Raw genomic sequence first — 18,426 nt, forward strand, 5'->3', positions numbered from 1 at the left:
TCGCCAAAAAACACTCGCAATTCTAAAAATACTATAATCATCAAGCTACTTCTCGTACTTTTTACTGAAATACAAATACCGAACTAGATTTCATAAAAAACTGGTAGGTATATTTATCGATCTTTAAAAAGTACATTATTTTTGCTGACTGTTATTAAACTTAATGGGGTAATTAAATTAAGAGTAATTTCAGTTTTTAATACAAAAACAAGCCTACTGATTTTCAATTGATTTCTAAAGAATCATCTATTAAAAGCTAAACGCAAAGGATTTTTTAAATTATTTTCTTATTAAAAATTTAAATACAGAACGATTCTTTATCTAAAAAATGTGTTCGAACACATTTTTAATGAATTCTCTTGTTTTATTAAAATAATAATTCTAGTTTCGTATCAGTAAACTACTAAATCACCAATATTTATTAGAAAACAACATATCTTATTACTAGAAAAAACACAAATTACATAAGAATTTAATAATATTTTTAACATATTTAAAGTGAAGGAAATTATATCATTAGCACCGGGCAGAACCTGTCTTTTTGGAGATCATCAAGATTATCTTGGACTACCTGTCATTGCCTGTGCCATCAGCAGAAATATCAAACTTACAGCAGTACAAAACGATACTGGCCTATTCAAATTGAATATGATAGATATTGACCAAGTCAGAAACATAGATATCAATCAAACATTTACAGAGCTAGCACCGCGCGACTATTTTGCTTCGTCCTTAAGAGTTCTTAGAAGACACGGCTGTATCCCAAATGTTGGATATGACATCACAATAACTGGAAATATTCCAATTAATTCTGGTACCTCAAGTTCTTCTGCCCTATTAATGGCTTGGATAAATTTCTTAGTAAATGCATTTGGCGTGAACGAAGAAGTAACTCCGGAGTTCATTTCGAAAATGGGTTACTTATCTGAAGTTGTAGAACATGGAGAACCAGGCGGAATGATGGATCATTACAGCATCGGAGTGGGGAATATTGTACATATTGATACTCGTGATCCTTTTTCTTTTACGATTATCGGGACTGAATTAGGTGGACTAATTACTGGTGTTTCAGGTGTGCCAAAAGAAACTATTGGACTAATTGGTGATTTGAAAGGCAATGCATTATTGGCAATTAGCAAAGTAAAAGAACATTTTCCCGATTTCGACTTAAACACAGCTGAAATTGAAGATTTAGATAAATATTGTAATTATTTACCAGATCGTTTGATTCCATTCTTCGAAGCTGCCATTAAAAATCATCATTATACCAAAATGGCTTTGATCGAATTTCAAAAACCAACATTGGATCTAAAGAAAATTGGAGGATTGATGAATCAACATCATGCCGTATTGAGAGATCAATTAAAAATAACAGTACCCCGAATTGATGCCATGATTAAAGCAGCCTTATACGCGGGCGCTTATGGTGCCAAAATTGTTGGTTCTGGAGGCGGAGGAAGCATTGTCGTTATGGCTGAGCCAGGAAAAGAAGCTCCCGTAGTTGAAGCTTTACTTGCTGCAGGCGCAGTTGCAGCTTACCCTGTAACTGTTGACCCAGGATGCAGAATTCAATAAATATAATAAATCTTTAAAAAATATAATTATGCATGACAATTTAGTAATATTAGCTGGAGGCGCATCTTCTAGAATGAAAAAACAAGTTGTTGCAGTAAACAGCTTAAGCGCTGAAGAAATTGCACAGGCTAACGAAAGAAGTAAAGGACTAATCGGTGTTGGCCCAAATGGTAGACCTTTATTGGATTACCTTTTATTAAATGCAAAAAGAGCTGGATATAAAAACATCTACATCATCATAGGTGAACAAGGAGATTTGTTTAAAGAATTTTATGGTACTGAAAATAAAAACAATAATTTTCATGGCTTAAACATCTCTTTTGCTACACAATATATTCCTGAAGGAAGAGTAAAACCATTTGGAACTGCTGATGCATTGTTTCAGGCGGTAGAACAATATCCAGAATTAAATACACAATATTATTCTGTTTGTAATAGTGATAATTTGTATTCTACTGCTGCCTTACTGGCACTTAGAGAAACAGAAAGTCCTAGTGCATTCATCAGCTATGATAGAGATGCGATGGACTTTCCATTGGAACGAATTTCTCGATTTGCCATTGCCAAACTTAATGAGGACGGCTTCTTGCTTGATATACTTGAAAAACCATCTGCTGATGTTCTCGACGAATATAAGGATAGCGAAGGTAAATTAAGAGTAAGTATGAATGCTTTTAAATTCAAAGGCGAACTTTTATATCCTTACCTAAAAAATTGCCCTGTACATCCGGAAAGAGATGAAAAAGAATTGCCAACAGTACTTTTAAACTCTTTAAAAGATCATCCAAATACGGCTTTAGGGATCCCATTTTCAGAACATGTACCTGATTTAACTGCTAAAGAAGATATCGCAGAGGTAAAGGAATACCTAAAACAACATTATCCTTCATTAAATTGGGAAAACTAATAGAATAATCTTCTATTTTTGTTAAGAATTTATTATTAGTTCGAAAGAATACCTTTAATTATTGCTAAAAAACATAAATTATGTCCCAAATTAACAGTGCTACAAATAAAAACCAAGGTAGCGTATTGATTCCGATGATTATTTTAACCTTATTATTTTTCATCTTAGGATTTGTAACCTGGCTAAATGGTCCGCTTATCCCATTTTTTGAATTGGCTTGTGAACTAACTGAATCCCAAGCTTATTTTGTAGCTTTCGCCTTCTATATTGCTTATTTTATTATGGCAATTCCGTCATCCTGGGTAATCGAAAAAGTAGGATATAAAAACGGGGTTTCTCTTGGATTGATTGTAATTGCAGTAGGTGCGTTTATGTTTTATCCTGCAGCCGAAACAAGAACGTTTGTCTTTTTTCTAGTGGCTTTATTTGTCATGGGAACTGGATTAGCAATTTTGCAAACAGCCGCAAATCCTTATGTAGTGGTTATTGGCCCTCGAGAAAGTGCTGCAGCGAGAATCAGTGTTTTAGGAGTAGCTAATAAGTTAGCTGGTTTTATAGCACCCTTAGCACTTACTACTTTGGTGTTATCAAATATGAAAGACTACACGGCTGAGAAAATTGCAGCACTTGATAGCGTTGCAAGAGAACAAGCTTTGGATTTACTTGCATTACAATTACAAACTCCTTACATTTATATGGGAATTGTAATATTGGTTTTGGCAGTGTTAATTCGCCTTTCTCCATTACCTGAAATCGATTTGGATGAGGATGGGAGTGTTTCTGAATTAAGCATTTTCAAACAAATGGCAAATGCTTTTAAATACCCGCAATTAGTTTTGGGAGTAATTTCTTTGATATTATATGTTGCTGCCGAAGTTATCGCAGGAGACACCATTGGAACATTTGGAAAACAATTAGGCGTTTATGGTGATCATGGTGATTTTTACCTAAAACTTACGTCGTTTACTATGACTGCAATGGTGATAGGATATATTTTTGGAATTACAATGATACCAAAATATGTTTCTCAAGTAGCTGCTTTAACGGCTTCTGGAATTTTAGGAATCGTATTGGTGCTATTAATTGTATCCATCTCTCCTGACATTATGGTTCAATTGCCTCTAATACCAGAATTACCATTAGTGATTATATTAGTGGCGCTTATGGGACTTTCTAACGCTCTTTGTTGGCCGGCAATTTGGCCATTAGCGCTACAAGATTTAGGAGGATACACAAAAATCGGTGGTGCGATTCTGATCATGGGTATTATAGGTGGTGCAATTTTTCCATTACTTTATGGATATATCGCACAAACTATTAATTTAGCCAATGAAGCCGAAGGAATAACAGCAACGGCAAAAAGTGGAAACCAAATTGCTTACTTAATGCTTTTACCGGCCTATATGATGATTCTATTTTTTGCTGTAAAAGGGCATAAATACAGAAGCTGGTCAAAAAAATAAAAATTAAAACAGAATAACACAACTTAAAAATAAAACTAACAATGTTAAAAAGTAATGTAGATAAGGCTACCGGTTTTGAAAAAAGATTCGAAAGCATAGATACTGTAGTCTTTGAAAACTCAACAGCAGCATCTAAATCTGTTGCACAGCAAATAGCTGCGCTTATCAAGTCAAAACAAGAAAACAATGAGTCCTGTATTTTAGGATTAGCTACCGGGTCAACGCCAAAAGGTTTGTACGCAGAGTTAGTTCGTTTGCACAAAGAGGAAGGACTGAGTTTTAAAAATGTAATTACATTCAATCTTGATGAATATTATCCAATGGAGCCTGATTCCATAAATAGCTATGTGCGTTTTATGAAAGAATTGTTATTGGATCATGTTGATATCTTACCTGAAAATTACAACATCCCTGATGGAACTTTAACTAAAGAACAAATTGCGGGTTACTGTGCTACCTATGAAGACAAGATTGAAGCTTTAGGTGGAATCGATCTGCAGATATTAGGAATTGGAGGAAATGGACACATTGGATTTAATGAATCTGGTTCACTACAAAACTCTAAAACGAGATTAGTTGCATTAGACCATATTACAAGAGTAGCCGCTAGTAAAGACTTCTCTGGACTGAATAATACACCAAGAACTGCCATTACGTTAGGAGTTAAAAAAATAATGGAAGCCAAACAAGTGATTTTAATGGCTTGGGGGGAAGGAAAAGCAAATATTGTTAAAGCTTCTGCCGAAGGACCTGTAACCAATCAAATCCCTGCTTCTTTCTTACAAGAACATGATAACGCTGTCTATGTTTTGGACAAGGAATCTTCTTCTAAGTTAACGCGAATCAATAGACCTTGGTTAGTAGAAAAAATTGAGTGGACTGATAAATTGACTAGAAAAGCGGTATTAGGATTAGCTTTAGACCTCAAAAAACCAATTTTAAAGCTTACTGATGCTGATTATATCGAAAATGGAATGAGTGATTTATTAGCTGACTCAGGTCCTGCTTATGACATCAACATTAAAATTTTCAATAAATTACAAAATACGATTACGGGATGGCCAGGTGGAAAACCTAATGCTGATGATTCTAATCGTCCAGAAAGAGCCGAGCCAGCTAGAAAAAGAGTATTAATTTTTAGTCCGCATCCAGATGATGATATCATTAGTATGGGAGGAACTTTTATGCGTTTGCAAGAGCAAGGTCACGAGGTTCATGTAGCTTACCAAACTTCTGGAAACATTGCAGTTGCTGATGACGAAGCCCTTCGATTTGCACGTTTTGTAATTGATTACAATGATAAATTTGGAATCAAAAGCGTTGAAGCTGAAAATATTTATAAAAAATCAATCGAATTCCTTAAAAACAAAAAGAATAGCGAAATAGATATTCCTGAAGTTAGACATTTGAAAGGATTAATAAGAAAAGGAGAAGCACGTGCTACTAGTAATTTTGTAGGCTTGACAGACGATCAAATCCACTTTATGGAACTTCCTTTCTATGAAACAGGAACTATCGAGAAAAAGCCGTTAGGAGCTGAAGATATCCAATTAACTATGGATCTTATCGATAAAATCAAACCGCACCAAATCTATGCTGCCGGAGATTTAGCTGATCCACACGGAACGCATAAAGTTTGCCTTGATGCTATTTTTGAAGCCGTAAAAAATCTAAAATCTAAAGATTATATGGATGATTGCTGGGTTTGGTTGTACAGAGGTGCATGGCAAGAATGGGGAATCGACGAAATCGAAATGGCTGTTCCTATGAGTCCAGACCAAGTTTTAGCTAAAAGACATGGAATCTTTAAACACCAATCCCAAAAAGACGGTGTGGTATTCCAAGGATCTGATGCTAGGGAATTTTGGCAAAGAGCCGAAGACCGAAATCAAGAAACAGCTATACTATACGATCAATTAGGAATGTCATGTTATGCAGCTATGGAAGCCTTTGTGAGATGGGAATTCTAACAAAAGACTGAACATAGTTAATTTCTATTTCAATAAAAAAATTGTCCTAAAAACCGACTTCATTTAAACGGAGTCGATTTTTACGGACGATTTTTTATTTTATTATCTTTCTCAAGAATTAGTTTAGCATTTTAAGCACACCGCAATCACTGGGGCAACAAATTTGGCTGTTCTAGTATGAATACGCACGATTTTCACCCTATGGTTCTTAGAGAAAACTAGAAAAACTACGATAAACATACTATATACTTCTGTCTAAATGAGTATAACCACCATCAACGTAAATCAATTGTCCAGTAGTATGACTCGACTTTTCAGATAACAGAAATACTACCATACTAGCTATTTCTTCGGCAGTTGTCATTCTGTTTTCTAACGGAATCTTATCTGTAATCTGTTTTAGTTTTTCCTCTGAATTATCAAAAGTTCGTATCCACGTTTCATACAATGGCGTATAACATTCAGCAACGATCACTGCATTTACACGAATACCGTATTTCAATAGTTCAACCGCCCATTCTCTGGTTAAAGCATTACGCCCACCATTAGCAGCAGCATAACCAGAAGTATCTCCTTGTCCTGTATCGGCAGTTTTCGAACCAATATTAACAATACTTCCTTTTGATTTTTTTAATTCAGGCAAGGCATATTGTGCCATCAGATAATAATGTACTAAGTTTTTATGCAATGACTCCATAAACGACTCGTAATTTCCATTTTCTAATCCAACACCGTCGTTTGCACCTGCATTGTTGATAAGTCCATCGATACGTCCATACTGTGCAATAACCTGCTTAACGGCATTTTCACAGTCTTCAGGTTTTGTCAATTCGCCTACAACTGATCCTACTTTTCCTCCAAGTGCTTCAATTTCCTTTACTGCAATTTGATTGTCACTATCTCTTCTTCCAATGATAACCGGAATTGCGCCTTCAGCAACTAAAACCTTACAAATCCCCAAACCAATTCCCTTGGCACCACCAGTTACAATGACTATTTTATTCTCTAAATGTAAATTCATTTCTCTTCTATTTTATAAATTATAAAATTTCACTGCATTTCCACCCCAAATTTTACGCTGTTCTTCCTGCGAAAAATCCGAAAAATATTTGCCAATGATACTGCATGATTCATCATAAGATGCTGCCAGTAAACTTACAGGCCAATCACTTCCAAACAACAAACGATCGATTCCAAAATTGGCTACCAGCACATCCAGACAATAGCTAAAATCTTCTTGTTTCCAATTAATCCAATCAGCCTCAGTAACCATTCCAGAAAGCTTGCAAACTACATTTTTATGCGTTGTTAGTTCTTTTATTCCCGTTTCCCATTCTGTAAAATGTCCCTCTTTGAAATTGGGTTTAGCCAAATGATCAATCACGAAATTTTGTTTTGGAAAACGTTTCACAAACTCAGCAGCAACAGACAAATGCTTGGGTAAAATCAACAAATCATAAGTGAAATTATACTTCTCCAACTGTGCTATACCATTACAAAAGTCGTCCCTTAGTAAAAAATCGTCCTCAGATTCGCCTTGAACTATATGTCGAAAACCTTTTAACTTTTCGAATTGTGAAAAATACCCTAGTCGTTCCGCTATATCTTCCGACCTAAAATCGACCCAACCTACTACTCCTTTTACGAAATGATTCTCCGCTGCAAGTTCGAGCAGAAAATGAGTTTCCTCTTCGCTCTGGTCTGCTTGAATAACAACACAGCCATCAATATTATTTTTCTCCAATAATGGAAGTAGATCATCTGGTAAAAAATCCTGCTGAATTACTTTCATATCATCACTAATCCAAGCGTCTTTTACGGGATGATAGTTCCAAAAATGTTGATGGCTGTCTATTCTCATTTCAATTCAAATATTTTTTCCATAAGCATCCATTTCTCTCCAGGCTTTGCCCATGGCAGGGCTTGTTGAAATTTCCACATCAGTGCTTCCCACTCTTGAACTTTAGGATTATTGGCATCATTTTTTGACTTTTCATCAAATGAAAATCCTTCATTGGCTTCAATAATCATAAACATTCTATTACCCACACAATAAATATCAAGCACCTCAATTCCAGAATCTTTAATACTTTTTGCAATCTCCGGCCAAATATTTTGATGATAGGATTTATATTCTGCCATCAGCTGCGCATCATCAACTAAATCTAATGCCAAACAATATTTTTGTGCTGCCATAATTTATTTAGAATATGCTTTCGCTACTTGTTTACTAGAACCTAGTCCGTCCATTCCTAACTCAATAACATCACCTGGTTTAATATAAATTGGATCTGGTTTAATCCCTAATCCTACACCCGGAGGAGTTCCTGTACTGATAATATCACCCGGAAGTAAAGTCATGAACTGACTTAAATAATGAACTAAAAATGGAATTTTGAAAACTAAGTTAGAGGTATTACTGTTTTGGAATTTCTTTCCGTTTACAGTCAACCACATTGGAATATTATTTACATCTACTATTTCGTCTTGGGTTGCCAAAAATGGACCCAGTGGAGCAAATGTATCGCAACCTTTTCCTTTAGCCCATTGCCCTCCCATTTCAATTTGAAACGCTCTTTCGCTATAATCATTTAGTAAAGCATAACCAGCCACATAATCTAAAGCGTCCGCTTCTTCAACATAACTTGCTTTTTTCCCAACAACAAAAGCCAATTCGATTTCCCAATCTGTTTTGGTGCTGTTTTTCGGGATAATTAAATCATCATCTGGACCACATAAAGAAGTAGTCGATTTGAAAAAGATAATTGGTTCCGCTGGAATTGGCGCACCAGTCTCTCTACAGTGATCCACATAGTTCAAACCGATACAAATTATTTTTGAAGGTCTCGCTACAGGCGAACCTAATCTAACATTCTGATCAACTTCAGGCAAAACTGGATTGCTTTCCAAAGCTGCTTTTAGGGTTTCCAATCCATTATTCTCAAAGAAAGATTCGTCAAAATCGGAAACAATTGCTGATACGTCGTATCTTTTTTCGTTGATTATTACTCCTGGTTTTTCGTGTCCTTCTTCTCCAAATCGTATAAGTTTCATATGTATGTTTTTTTTATTCTTGCTTATTAAATGTAATTAATATTTTTTTTTAACCGCGCTTGTGTCGGATTATCATTAGCCTTATTTTATTTTTTATCTGTTGTGTCTAAATACAATCCAATTTCTGCCAATGCTGGTTGTAATCTAGCTGACAAAATGCGCAATCGAACTTTAGAAGTAGTTATCGTAGGAAACTCAAGCAAGCGTTTGAAACCGATCGTAGTTCCCTCAGCTGCTTTTTTCCATTGTCCATTTTCCCAATACTCTAAAATAAATTTTTCTACTCTTTGTCCTTTGCTAATGTTTTCTTGAAGCAACAATACATTGAATGTTTTTTCTCCTTTTAAATCCATTTCAATTTCATTATCATTCCCTTTCATCGAAAATAAATGATGAGTCGCATCGTTCCCGTCTAATAGCGATTTAATATTCTTTACTTTTCCAACAGCCTTGGCATCTTTCAAAAGATTCTCTTTAAAGATTTCATCCAGTTTTCCTCGCCATTCTTTTAAAGCATTTACATCATAATCCGTAAACAAACCTCTTTTATCTGGTGGAATGTTTAATAGTAAAACACCATTTCTACCTACTGAATGAAAATAAATCTCTTTCAAATAGGCTGGAGTTTTCACTTTTTTATCTTCTGCTTCATGGTAAAACCATCCTGGTCGAATGGAAACATCTGTTTCAGCAGGATACCATTTTAAGGCATCACCATCTTTCAATTGGCTGCGACTTCCGAGAACACTTCCTCTCATATCTCCTGCGGGTGGAGTATCAACCTTGGTTTGAGAGCCATTATCTGTTTTATTCTTTTTTCCAACAGGAACTACACTCCATTCTTCCTCACGACCGTGTCCCGTTTCAGTACCTACCCAACGTACATCAGGACCAGAAACAGCAATTACTGCTTGCGGTTGTAATTTTCGAATTAAAGCATACCATCTTTCAAAATCATACACTTGCTTTTTTCCGTTAGGACCTTCGCCATTGGCACCATCAAACCAAACCTCATCTACTTGACCGTATTGCGTCAACAATTCTGTAAGTTGAGCGACCATAACATCATTATAAGCTTCAGTACCATAAGTTGGATGGTTTCTATCCCAAGGTGAAACATAAACACCAAATCCAACTCCAAGTTCCTTACAAGCATCAGCAACTTCTCTAACAACATCACCTTTCCCATCTTTCCACGGGCTGTTTTTCAAGGAATATTCGGTTGTTTTTGTTGGCCATAAACAAAAACCATCGTGATGTTTGGCTGTAATAATAACTTGTTTTATACCAGCATCTTTCGAGGCTTTTACCCATTGTCTCGCGTCTAATTCTGTTGGATTAAATAACTTAGGATCGTCTTTCCCTTCTCCCCATTCCCTTCCGGTAAAAGTGTTTATTCCAAAATGTATAAAACCTGTTAACTCTAAACGTTGCCAGCGCAACTGCTCTGGCGTAGGAACAATATTTGCCGCAATCTCAACCAATTCCGTCTCAGACATCGATGGATTAATTACTACAAAGTTTTTTTGTTGTGCACAGGAAGATAACACAATTGACGAAAGTGCCAATCCTATTGTTGCACGCTTTAAACTATTTTTCCTAATATTATTGTATCCCATATTACTGATTATTTATTTTTTATTGAATTTGAATTTAATATTGCAATTGGTATCGACATTGACTTTTGCTATTGATTTTTGCCATTACCATTGTCAACGCCATTGATTTTTTACTATTACTCCACTACATAAACCGTAGTACTTCTCGCTCCATGTGCACCAATAACTAACGACTGCTCAATATCGGCTGTTTTTGACGGCCCAGCGATAAACGCTCCAAAACCTTCACTTCCCACATTAATTTTATCATAAGCATCGTGCATCGTGGCTACAATATCGTTTTTATCGATTACTAAAACCAAATGCTGACAAATAAAGGGCAGTAAACGGTTTTTCATTTGACTTTCATAAACCCAAACTGCCCCATTTTCAGCAACCGCAACCGTTCCTTTTATATAAGCTCGTTCTACTTTTTCTAATTCGAAAGCTGACAGGGCAATGGTATCTGCAGTATCTATTGATTCAGCAGAAATTGTATCAATTATGAAAGTATCGTTAGCTTTATCTGACCTAATTTTTTCTATTACAATCTCTATATTCAAAATCAATTCTGTTTTACCACCAATGCTTTCTAATACCGATTTGAACTGGGCATATCTATCTTCATAGCTAATAACAGCAGTACGATTAAGAACAGGAAGCGGAACTAATGTCGGTTGGTTCGTGGCTATGGCGTTCAATATATTTTCTCTTACACTCATTATTACTTTCTGTTGATTTTTCCGTTTTTCAAATACCACTCTCTAAATGACTCTTTCGGTGGCTTCGGCATTTCTCTTTGCTTGTACCACACGTTAAATTTATTGTTGGTCATAAATGGAAATGCTTTCATCATTCTTCTACCCATTTTTCCCGCAAAACGGTAAAGACTTGGTTTAGAAAAAAGATAAGCCATTGTTTTCATACCAATTGTTTTAGTGGAGTCAGCATAACCTTCGGCTACAATTACTTGCCTCCATTTCCACAATTGCTCGTGAATATTAATTTTCACCGGACAAACATTGGTACAACTACCGCATAAAGTAGACGCAAATGGCAAATCGGCATTGGCTTTCATGTCTAAATTAGGACTCAAAATAGAACCAATTGGACCCGCCACAGCAGTTTGATAACTATGACCGCCACTTCGACGATACACCGGACAAGTATTAAAACAAGCAGCGCAACGAATGCATTTTAATGAATTTCTAAAATCTTCGCGCCCCAATTGTTTGCTGCGTCCATTATCGACAATTACAAGGTGCATTTCTTGACCCGGTCTTGGTTTATGAAAATGACTTGAATAGGTGGTGATAGGTTGCCCTGTCGCACTTCTTGCCAATAATCTCAAAAATACCGCTAGATGTTCTGCCTTTGGAATAATTTTTTCAAAACCCATGCAGGCGATATGTACTGCAGCGGTATGTGCACCCATATCAGCATTTCCTTCATTGGTGCAAACCACAAAACCACCAGTTTCCGCTACGGCAAAATTCACTCCGGTAATCGCTAACTCAGATTGAACAAACTTATCTCGTAAATGTTGTCTAGCGGCTTCAGTTAAATATTGTGGATCATTATTTCCTTTTTCTGTTTGTAAATGCTCATGAAAAGTTTCACTAACATCTTCTCTTTTTAAGTGAATTGCCGGCAATACAATGTGACTCGGCGCCTCCTTTCTAAACTGAACAATGCGCTCACCTAGATCCGTATCTACCACTTCTATTCCCTTTTCTTGTAGATAATCATTCAAATGGCATTCTTCAGTAAGCATGCTTTTGCTCTTCACAATTTTTTGAATCTTGTGTTTCTGAATAATGGTATGGATTATTTTATTGTGTTCGTCTCCATCTCCAGCCCAATGAACAATGATTCCATTGGCTTTAGCCTTTTCTTCAAATTCTTTTAAATAGTTTGAAAGATTAGAAAGCGTATGATCTTTTATTTGCGAACCCCACTCTCTCAATTGTTCCCATTCTGGCAAACCATGAGCTGCCTTATCCCTTTTTTCACGAACAAACCACAAGGTATCGTCGTGCCAATCCGTTCTAGGCTCGTCCGCAATAAATTTCTCTGCTAATGCTGCATGTGATATTTTCATCTTTTTATAATGAGCTATTCAATATTTCGGCAATATGAATAGTTTTAATTTTACTTCCTTGTCTTTTTAATATTCCTTCTAGGTGCATCAAGCAACTCGTGTCTCCACCGCTGATATAATCAACTTCATTGTCATCATGTTCAGCAACTCTGTCCTTCCCCATTTTGACACTCACGGCTTCTTCGAACACACAAAAAGTACCACCAAAACCACAACATTCGTCATTTCGCTTGGGTTTACTTAACCGAATGTCTGTAACCATATTCAGCAACTGTTCTGGTTTAGAAAAAGAAGGCGTCATTGTTTCTGTCATTGACGAAAGATGTAAACCTCTTTGCCCGTGACAACTATTGTGTAAACCCACTTTAAAAGGGAAACGAGCTTGCAGTTTTTCGACCTTTAAAACATCAGTCAAAAATTCTGTTAACTCATACACATTCTTTCTAATATTCGCTGCTTTTTCTGGATGTGCTGCGTCTTGTAAATGTTCTTTCACATGTAAAACACAACTTCCTGAAGGAGCAACAATATAATCGAATCCAGAGAAGTTTTCGACAAAATTAGCATCACAACCTTTGCTTAAACTAGCAAAACCGCTATTAGCCATAGGTTGTCCACAGCAAGTTTGCTCCAATGGAAAACTTACATCGCAACCTAATTTTTCTAATAATTGCAAAGTAGCAATACCCACTTGTGGATAAAACTGATCGATATAACACGGTATGAATAAGGCGACTTGCACTAGTTGTTCAATTTTATAAATCCGCCATCGATAGGGTAATCACATCCCGTGATAAATCCTGCTTCATCACTACATAAGAATAAAGCTAATGCTGCTACTTCGTCTGGTTTACCCATGCGCCCAATAGGTTGTGACTTTGATAATTTTTCAAATACTTCCGCTTCTTTTCCTGGATATGTTTTAGAAATAAATCCGTCCACAAAAGGTGTATGAACTCTTGCAGGAGAGATTGAATTACAACGGATATTCTCGTTAAGATAATCCTTAGCAACTGATAATGTCATTGCCATTACCGCTCCTTTTGCCGTGGAATACGCAAATCGATCTGGAATCCCAACCCAAGCAGCAATTGATGCCATATTTACTACCACACCACCGTTGCTTTTTCGTAATTGCGGAATCGCAGCAAACAAACAGTTGTAAACTCCTTTAACGTTTACATTCATAATGCGATCAAAATCAGCTTCGGGCGTTGTATCAACTTTTCCAATATGAGCAATACCAGCATTGTTAACCAGAATATTGATAGCTCCAATTTTTTCGAATGTTGCTACTACTGCTTCATGACTCGCTACATTACAAGCATGAGCAAAAACTTTTCCGCCTTCAGCTGTGATTTCATCAACTGCTATTTTAGAGCTTTCTTCTGTTAATTCTAAAATATGAACTGTTGCTCCTTGTTTAGCAAATAAAGCCGAAATCGCTTTTCCTATTCCGCTACCACCACCTGTAACTACTGCTATTTTATTTTGTAATGAAAACATAATATGTGTTTTTTAATTTTTAATAAGAATAATGATATGATTTTTAACCATATAAGAAATTTAAGTTCATTTAAGTTTTAGCATAACCTTAATGACGCAAATAGCATATAGCTTTAGTTTTGCCTTTTTTGAAATTAAATCACTAACCCTTTGGCGTAAAAAATTATAAAGAAACTCCTCGTTTCCAAGGAATAAAATCGTCTTGATTCAATTGTACTGCTTTTGGAATAATTTCTCCACTTGCAGCTTTGATGCAATATTCTAAAATGTCTTCTCCCATTTCCTCAATAGATTTTTCTCCACTAATAACCGGACCACAATCTATATCGATAATATCGCTCATTTTTTTAGCCAAAACCGAGTTGGTTGCTACCTTAATTACTGGACAAACTGGATTTCCTGTTGGTGTTCCTAAACCGGTTGTAAACAAAATTAATGTCGCTCCAGCAGCTGCTTTTCCTGTAGTTGCTTCGACATCATTTCCAGGTGTACAAACTAAGCTAAGTCCCGGTTTTGTTGCAGGTTCAGTATAATCTAAAACATCTACCACTGGAGCAGTTCCGCCTTTTTTAGCAGCACCGGCACTTTTGATAGCGTCTGTTATCAATCCGTCTTTGATGTTTCCTGGCGATGGATTCATGTGAAAACCAGAACCAACTTTATGAGCCAAAGCATCATAAGATTGCATCAAATTAATAAACTTCTCAGCTGATCCCTTTGAAGTACAGCGATCGATTAAATTCTGTTCTACACCGCACAATTCAGGAAATTCCGCTAGCAACACTTTACCACCTAAAGCGACCAATAAATCAGAAGTATAACCAACAGCTGGATTCGCAGAAACGCCACTAAAACCATCGCTTCCTCCACATTTTACTCCTAAAACTAAATCGCTTAGTGGTGCTGGAGATCTTTCTAATTTATTTATTTCTACTAATCCAGCGAAAGTTTGCTTTATTGCATCCGCAATTAGTTGTTCCTCGCTTACTGTTTGTTGTTGTTCGAAAACAAGCAACGGTTTGTCAAACGATGGATTTTGTTTTTTTACATCATTTATAAAATCCTGAACCTGTAAATGCTGGCAACCCAAACTCAAAAGCGTAATTCCTGCTACGTTAGGATGATTAGCGTACGCCGCTAATAAGGCACTTAAAGTAGCTGAATCTTGACGTGTTCCACCACATCCACCTTGATGATTTAGGAATTTTATCCCATCAACATTTTTAAAAATACGATTCGTTTGACTTGATGGTGCTAATTCTAAATGAATCGAATCCATATCGGCTCCTTCTTGGTAAGCCTTTAGTAACTGATGCGTATACTGTGTGTATTTATCACTTACAGAATAACCCAATTCATTTTGCAATGCTTCTTTAATTACATCTAAGTTTCTGTTTTCACAGAATACTGTTGGAACAAACAACCAATAATTAGCAGTACCTACACGGCCATCTTTTCTTTTGAAACCATTAAATGTTCTATCTTTATATTTGGTCACATCTGGAACCTGCCAAGAATAATCTACTTCTCTATACGCATAAGGTTCAGCCGCATGCTTGAGGTTTTCGATAGTCATCAAACTTCCTTTAGCGATATCACATTGCACTTTTCCAACTAGTACTCCATACATGATTACCTCATCACCTGTATTTAAATCTGTTGTATAAAATTTATGTTTTGCTTTAATAGCGTCCTGAAGAACATAAGTTTCTTCTTCGAAAATCACTCTTTCATTTTGTGGTAAATCTGTCAAAGCCACCAAAACATTGTCTTTTGGGTGCATTTTTAATACCAGTCTTTTCGTTTCGTTGTTTAACATTGTATATAAATAAAAATTATGCTTTATTAGCTTTGTGTCCGTTGAATGCGAATAATAATATCACTGCAAAACAGATTAATGGAACAAGGTAACCCATTTGAATACTTCCTGTCGCGTCAGAAATCAGTCCTAAAACAGGAGGCAATAGAGCTCCGCCTACAATTGCCATCACGATTAATGAAGAACCAATTTTAGTGTTGTGACCAAGTCCGTCGATTCCCATAGAGAAAATAGTAGGAAACATGATACTCATAAAGAAAGCAATTGCTATTAATGTATAGACTACAATCATTCCCGTTCCTGTAATTGTAATAATAGTCAACAAAATATTAATTGTAGCGTATATTATAAGTAATTTTCGAGCGTGGATATACTGCATTAAAAAAGTCCCTGCAAAGCGGCCTAGCATAAATGCCAAACCAAAAAACCCTAAGAATTTGGCAGCCGTTGCCTCTTCTATACCAGCTGTAGTAGTAGCCATTTTTATAAAAAAACTAGCCACACAAACCTGAGCTCCTACATAAAAAAACTGAGCAACAATACCCCATCTTAATTTCATTGACTTTAAGGCAGATCCAAAACTAGATCCTTCACCACCCTCATTATCGTTCTCCTTAACATCTGGCATATTGGTAAAATAAAATACCACTGCAACAGCCAGAATTATCAAACCTAAAATTAAGTAAGGCATTTTTACGCTTGCAGCTTCTGAAGCTAGATAAGTATTCAATTCCGTTGACGACATGCTCGCCATCTCGGTTTCAGTCAAGTTTTTACCCGATAAAATAATTGGTCCTATAACTGTAGGCGCGATAAATGCAGCCAATCCATTAAAAGATTGTGAAAAATTCAATCTCTTGGTTGCGGTTTCAGCAGGTCCTAATATAGTCACATACGGATTTGCTGCCGTTTCTAAGAATGTTAATCCACAAGCGATTACAAACAAAGCGCCTAGAAAATAAACATATTGTAAAGAATTTGCGGCCGGTACAAAAAGAAGAGAACCAATACCGAACAAAACCAGTCCAATTAGAATTCCAGATTTGTATCCATATTTTCGCATTACATACCCTGCAGGTAGTGCCATGACAAAATAAGCGATGAAAACGGCAGAGTCAACAAGAGAAGACTCTAGATCTGTCAAATTAAAAGCCTTCCTTAAATGCGGAATTAAAATAGGATCCAGATTATGAACAAATCCCCAGAAAAAAAACAAACTCGTAACTAAGATAAACGGAAACAACCACTTTTTTGATTCGTTTGTTTCTTGCTCTTTATGATTAGAATCCTTAGGATTTCCTTTTCCATTGTCATTCGAATAATTGTTTATTGTTGGCATTTCATTAGAAATAGCTTTATTTTGTGCAACCGACTGAGAATTTAATGCCATACCTATTTTTATTAAATTGATAGTATTTTAGAAGTCGAAAGTTATAATATTTACGATATGTATATTAATCCGATATTATCTTTATTTAATTATTAATTATCTTTGCTCTAGAAATGAAAATTGAAAAAACTAAAATAACATCCTATCTAAACAGCTCAATTTCTGTAATTTCCAGAGAAGAACCGTTTTTTCAATCGCCTTTCCATTCCCATCCTGAGCTTGAGTTAGTATATATTAAGGAAAGTTATGGCAAAAGAATTGTTGGGAATTCAGTGGCTCCTTTTGAATCTGGCGATATGGTTTTTTTGGGTTCAGATATTCCACATGTATGGCTGAACGACGAAATGTACTACCAAGATATTAATAATCTAAAAGCGAAGGCAATTGTCGTTTACTTTAATAAAGAACTCTTTGGTCCTGCTTTTTACGAGATGAAGGAAGCCCAAAAAATCAATGCGTTGTTCAACCGTGGTATTAGAGGATTATCTATAAGCGGCAAAACAAATAAACAGATTGCTAAAAAACTAGAGAAACTCGTTCACAAAAAGAATTTCGAAATTATCATTGGACTATTTGAAATACTATCTATCCTTTCTGAAAGTACTGACCTTACTTTTGTAAACAACGAAGCCTACTCCCCGCTAAACGATCAAACTAAAAATGATCGTCTTTCGGATGTTTTTATATATGTACAAGAAAACTACAAGGAAGATATTTCACTTGTCGAAATTGCCAAAATTGCCAATCTCACCCCGACTTCTTTTTGTCGAACATTTAAACTGAAAGCAAAAAAAAGCTTTGTAGAATACCTCAACGAAATAAGGGTTGAAAAAGCCTGTAAGTTTCTTATCGAAACAGATATGGGCATGTCTGAGGTTGCTTATGATTGCGGCTTTAAAACCGCCTCTAATTTCAACAGAATATTTAAAAAACTAACAGGTACAACCCCAAAAGAGTACAAGAAAAATGCTGAGAATTATTGACTATTTTCAAATTTAGGATTCTTAAATAATGCCTTACTCTATTAAGAACGTTTTCTAGCA

The 18,426-nt window shown here is 35.9% G+C and carries 16 protein-coding genes; 5 read left to right on the top strand and 11 right to left on the bottom strand.

Going from position 1 to position 18,426, the window contains the following annotated elements; all coding sequences use genetic code 11:
• Window positions 1-498 precede the first annotated feature (498 nt).
• From E0F98_RS13900 to nagB, 4 genes are all read left to right on the top strand, one after another.
• Window positions 499-1,575 carry a GHMP family kinase ATP-binding protein gene (locus E0F98_RS13900; RefSeq protein WP_132112511.1) on the top strand — a complete coding sequence of 359 codons (1,077 nt, stop codon included), beginning with the start codon at window positions 499-501 and terminating at the stop codon, window positions 1,573-1,575.
• Between the two features lie 28 nt (window positions 1,576-1,603).
• Window positions 1,604-2,482 (top strand): sugar phosphate nucleotidyltransferase, encoded by an 879-nt coding sequence (locus tag E0F98_RS13905; RefSeq protein ID WP_132112512.1) that lies wholly within the window; start codon window positions 1,604-1,606, stop codon window positions 2,480-2,482.
• Between the two features lie 80 nt (window positions 2,483-2,562).
• A complete protein-coding gene (locus E0F98_RS13910) occupies window positions 2,563-3,945 on the top strand; it encodes a sugar MFS transporter (protein WP_132112514.1) in 1,383 nt (460 codons plus the stop codon).
• Between the two features lie 41 nt (window positions 3,946-3,986).
• The gene (gene nagB / locus E0F98_RS13915) at window positions 3,987-5,915 is read left to right on the top strand and encodes a glucosamine-6-phosphate deaminase (RefSeq protein WP_132112516.1); all 1,929 of its coding nucleotides are present in this window, start codon (window positions 3,987-3,989) and stop codon (window positions 5,913-5,915) included.
• A gap of 241 nt (window positions 5,916-6,156) precedes the next feature.
• Here the strand turns inward: nagB and E0F98_RS13920 are convergent, their stop codons facing one another.
• The 11 genes from E0F98_RS13920 to fucP all read right to left on the bottom strand — a co-directional run bounded on the left by E0F98_RS13920 (window position 6,157) and on the right by fucP (window position 17,383).
• Window positions 6,157-6,936 (bottom strand): L-fucose dehydrogenase, encoded by a 780-nt coding sequence (locus E0F98_RS13920; protein WP_132112518.1) that lies wholly within the window; start codon window positions 6,934-6,936, stop codon window positions 6,157-6,159.
• 12 nt (window positions 6,937-6,948) lie between these two features.
• The gene (locus tag E0F98_RS13925; RefSeq protein WP_132112520.1) at window positions 6,949-7,776 is read right to left on the bottom strand and encodes an amidohydrolase family protein; all 828 of its coding nucleotides are present in this window, start codon (window positions 7,774-7,776) and stop codon (window positions 6,949-6,951) included.
• Window positions 7,773-8,111, bottom strand: coding sequence for an L-rhamnose mutarotase (locus E0F98_RS13930; RefSeq protein WP_132112522.1), 339 nt, complete (start codon window positions 8,109-8,111; stop codon window positions 7,773-7,775). Before E0F98_RS13930 ends, E0F98_RS13925 begins: the two co-directional genes overlap by 4 nt.
• Window positions 8,112-8,114: 3 nt before the next feature.
• Window positions 8,115-8,969 (bottom strand): fumarylacetoacetate hydrolase family protein, encoded by an 855-nt coding sequence (locus tag E0F98_RS13935; RefSeq protein ID WP_132112524.1) that lies wholly within the window; start codon window positions 8,967-8,969, stop codon window positions 8,115-8,117.
• An 86-nt stretch (window positions 8,970-9,055) separates the two neighbouring features.
• A complete protein-coding gene (locus tag E0F98_RS13940) occupies window positions 9,056-10,588 on the bottom strand; it encodes an alpha-L-fucosidase (RefSeq protein WP_132112526.1) in 1,533 nt (510 codons plus the stop codon).
• 116 nt (window positions 10,589-10,704) lie between these two features.
• A complete protein-coding gene (locus E0F98_RS13945) occupies window positions 10,705-11,289 on the bottom strand; it encodes a LutC/YkgG family protein (RefSeq protein ID WP_132112528.1) in 585 nt (194 codons plus the stop codon).
• 2 nt (window positions 11,290-11,291) lie between these two features.
• Complete coding sequence (locus E0F98_RS13950; RefSeq protein WP_132112530.1) at window positions 11,292-12,668, bottom strand: lactate utilization protein B; 1,377 nt, start codon at window positions 12,666-12,668, stop codon at window positions 11,292-11,294.
• A gap of 4 nt (window positions 12,669-12,672) precedes the next feature.
• Window positions 12,673-13,410 (bottom strand): (Fe-S)-binding protein, encoded by a 738-nt coding sequence (locus tag E0F98_RS13955; protein WP_132112532.1) that lies wholly within the window; start codon window positions 13,408-13,410, stop codon window positions 12,673-12,675.
• On the bottom strand, window positions 13,410-14,174 hold the full coding sequence (locus E0F98_RS13960) for an SDR family NAD(P)-dependent oxidoreductase (protein WP_132112534.1): 765 nt from the start codon (window positions 14,172-14,174) through the stop codon (window positions 13,410-13,412). The genes E0F98_RS13955 and E0F98_RS13960 overlap by 1 nt, the downstream gene beginning before the upstream one ends.
• A 163-nt stretch (window positions 14,175-14,337) precedes the next feature.
• The gene (locus tag E0F98_RS13965; RefSeq protein ID WP_243699251.1) at window positions 14,338-15,957 is read right to left on the bottom strand and encodes a UxaA family hydrolase; all 1,620 of its coding nucleotides are present in this window, start codon (window positions 15,955-15,957) and stop codon (window positions 14,338-14,340) included.
• A 52-nt stretch (window positions 15,958-16,009) separates the two neighbouring features.
• Window positions 16,010-17,383: an L-fucose:H+ symporter permease gene (gene fucP, locus E0F98_RS13970; protein ID WP_243699252.1), complete on the bottom strand. Its 1,374-nt coding sequence runs from the start codon at window positions 17,381-17,383 to the stop codon at window positions 16,010-16,012.
• 113 nt (window positions 17,384-17,496) lie between these two features.
• On the opposite strand from fucP, the gene E0F98_RS13975 reads away from it, so the two are divergent.
• Window positions 17,497-18,366 (top strand): AraC family transcriptional regulator, encoded by an 870-nt coding sequence (locus E0F98_RS13975; RefSeq protein WP_132112538.1) that lies wholly within the window; start codon window positions 17,497-17,499, stop codon window positions 18,364-18,366.
• The last annotated feature ends 60 nt before the right edge of the window (window positions 18,367-18,426 follow it).

It is taken from the genome of Flavobacterium hiemivividum (assembly GCF_004349145.1).
In the GTDB taxonomy this organism is placed as follows: Bacteria; Bacteroidota; Bacteroidia; order Flavobacteriales; family Flavobacteriaceae; genus Flavobacterium; species Flavobacterium hiemivividum.

What these genes read in the sequence shown, in the direction of transcription:
- E0F98_RS13945 (WP_132112528.1), bottom strand. Translation starts at nt 11,289, where the DNA reads ATGAGTGTAAGAGAAAATATATTGAACGCCATAGCCACGAACCAACCG.
- fucP (WP_243699252.1), bottom strand. Translation starts at nt 17,383, where the DNA reads ATGGCATTAAATTCTCAGTCGGTTGCACAAAATAAAGCTATTTCTAAT.
- E0F98_RS13910 (WP_132112514.1), top strand. Translation starts at nt 2,563, where the DNA reads ATGTCCCAAATTAACAGTGCTACAAATAAAAACCAAGGTAGCGTATTG.
- E0F98_RS13975 (WP_132112538.1), top strand. Translation starts at nt 17,497, where the DNA reads ATGAAAATTGAAAAAACTAAAATAACATCCTATCTAAACAGCTCAATT.
- E0F98_RS13940 (WP_132112526.1), bottom strand. Translation starts at nt 10,588, where the DNA reads ATGGGATACAATAATATTAGGAAAAATAGTTTAAAGCGTGCAACAATA.
- nagB (WP_132112516.1), top strand. Translation starts at nt 3,987, where the DNA reads ATGTTAAAAAGTAATGTAGATAAGGCTACCGGTTTTGAAAAAAGATTC.
- E0F98_RS13905 (WP_132112512.1), top strand. Translation starts at nt 1,604, where the DNA reads ATGCATGACAATTTAGTAATATTAGCTGGAGGCGCATCTTCTAGAATG.
- E0F98_RS13950 (WP_132112530.1), bottom strand. Translation starts at nt 12,668, where the DNA reads ATGAAAATATCACATGCAGCATTAGCAGAGAAATTTATTGCGGACGAG.
- E0F98_RS13965 (WP_243699251.1), bottom strand. Translation starts at nt 15,957, where the DNA reads ATGCACCCAAAAGACAATGTTTTGGTGGCTTTGACAGATTTACCACAA.
- E0F98_RS13920 (WP_132112518.1), bottom strand. Translation starts at nt 6,936, where the DNA reads ATGAATTTACATTTAGAGAATAAAATAGTCATTGTAACTGGTGGTGCC.
- E0F98_RS13925 (WP_132112520.1), bottom strand. Translation starts at nt 7,776, where the DNA reads ATGAGAATAGACAGCCATCAACATTTTTGGAACTATCATCCCGTAAAA.
- E0F98_RS13930 (WP_132112522.1), bottom strand. Translation starts at nt 8,111, where the DNA reads ATGGCAGCACAAAAATATTGTTTGGCATTAGATTTAGTTGATGATGCG.
- E0F98_RS13935 (WP_132112524.1), bottom strand. Translation starts at nt 8,969, where the DNA reads ATGAAACTTATACGATTTGGAGAAGAAGGACACGAAAAACCAGGAGTA.
- E0F98_RS13960 (WP_132112534.1), bottom strand. Translation starts at nt 14,174, where the DNA reads ATGTTTTCATTACAAAATAAAATAGCAGTAGTTACAGGTGGTGGTAGC.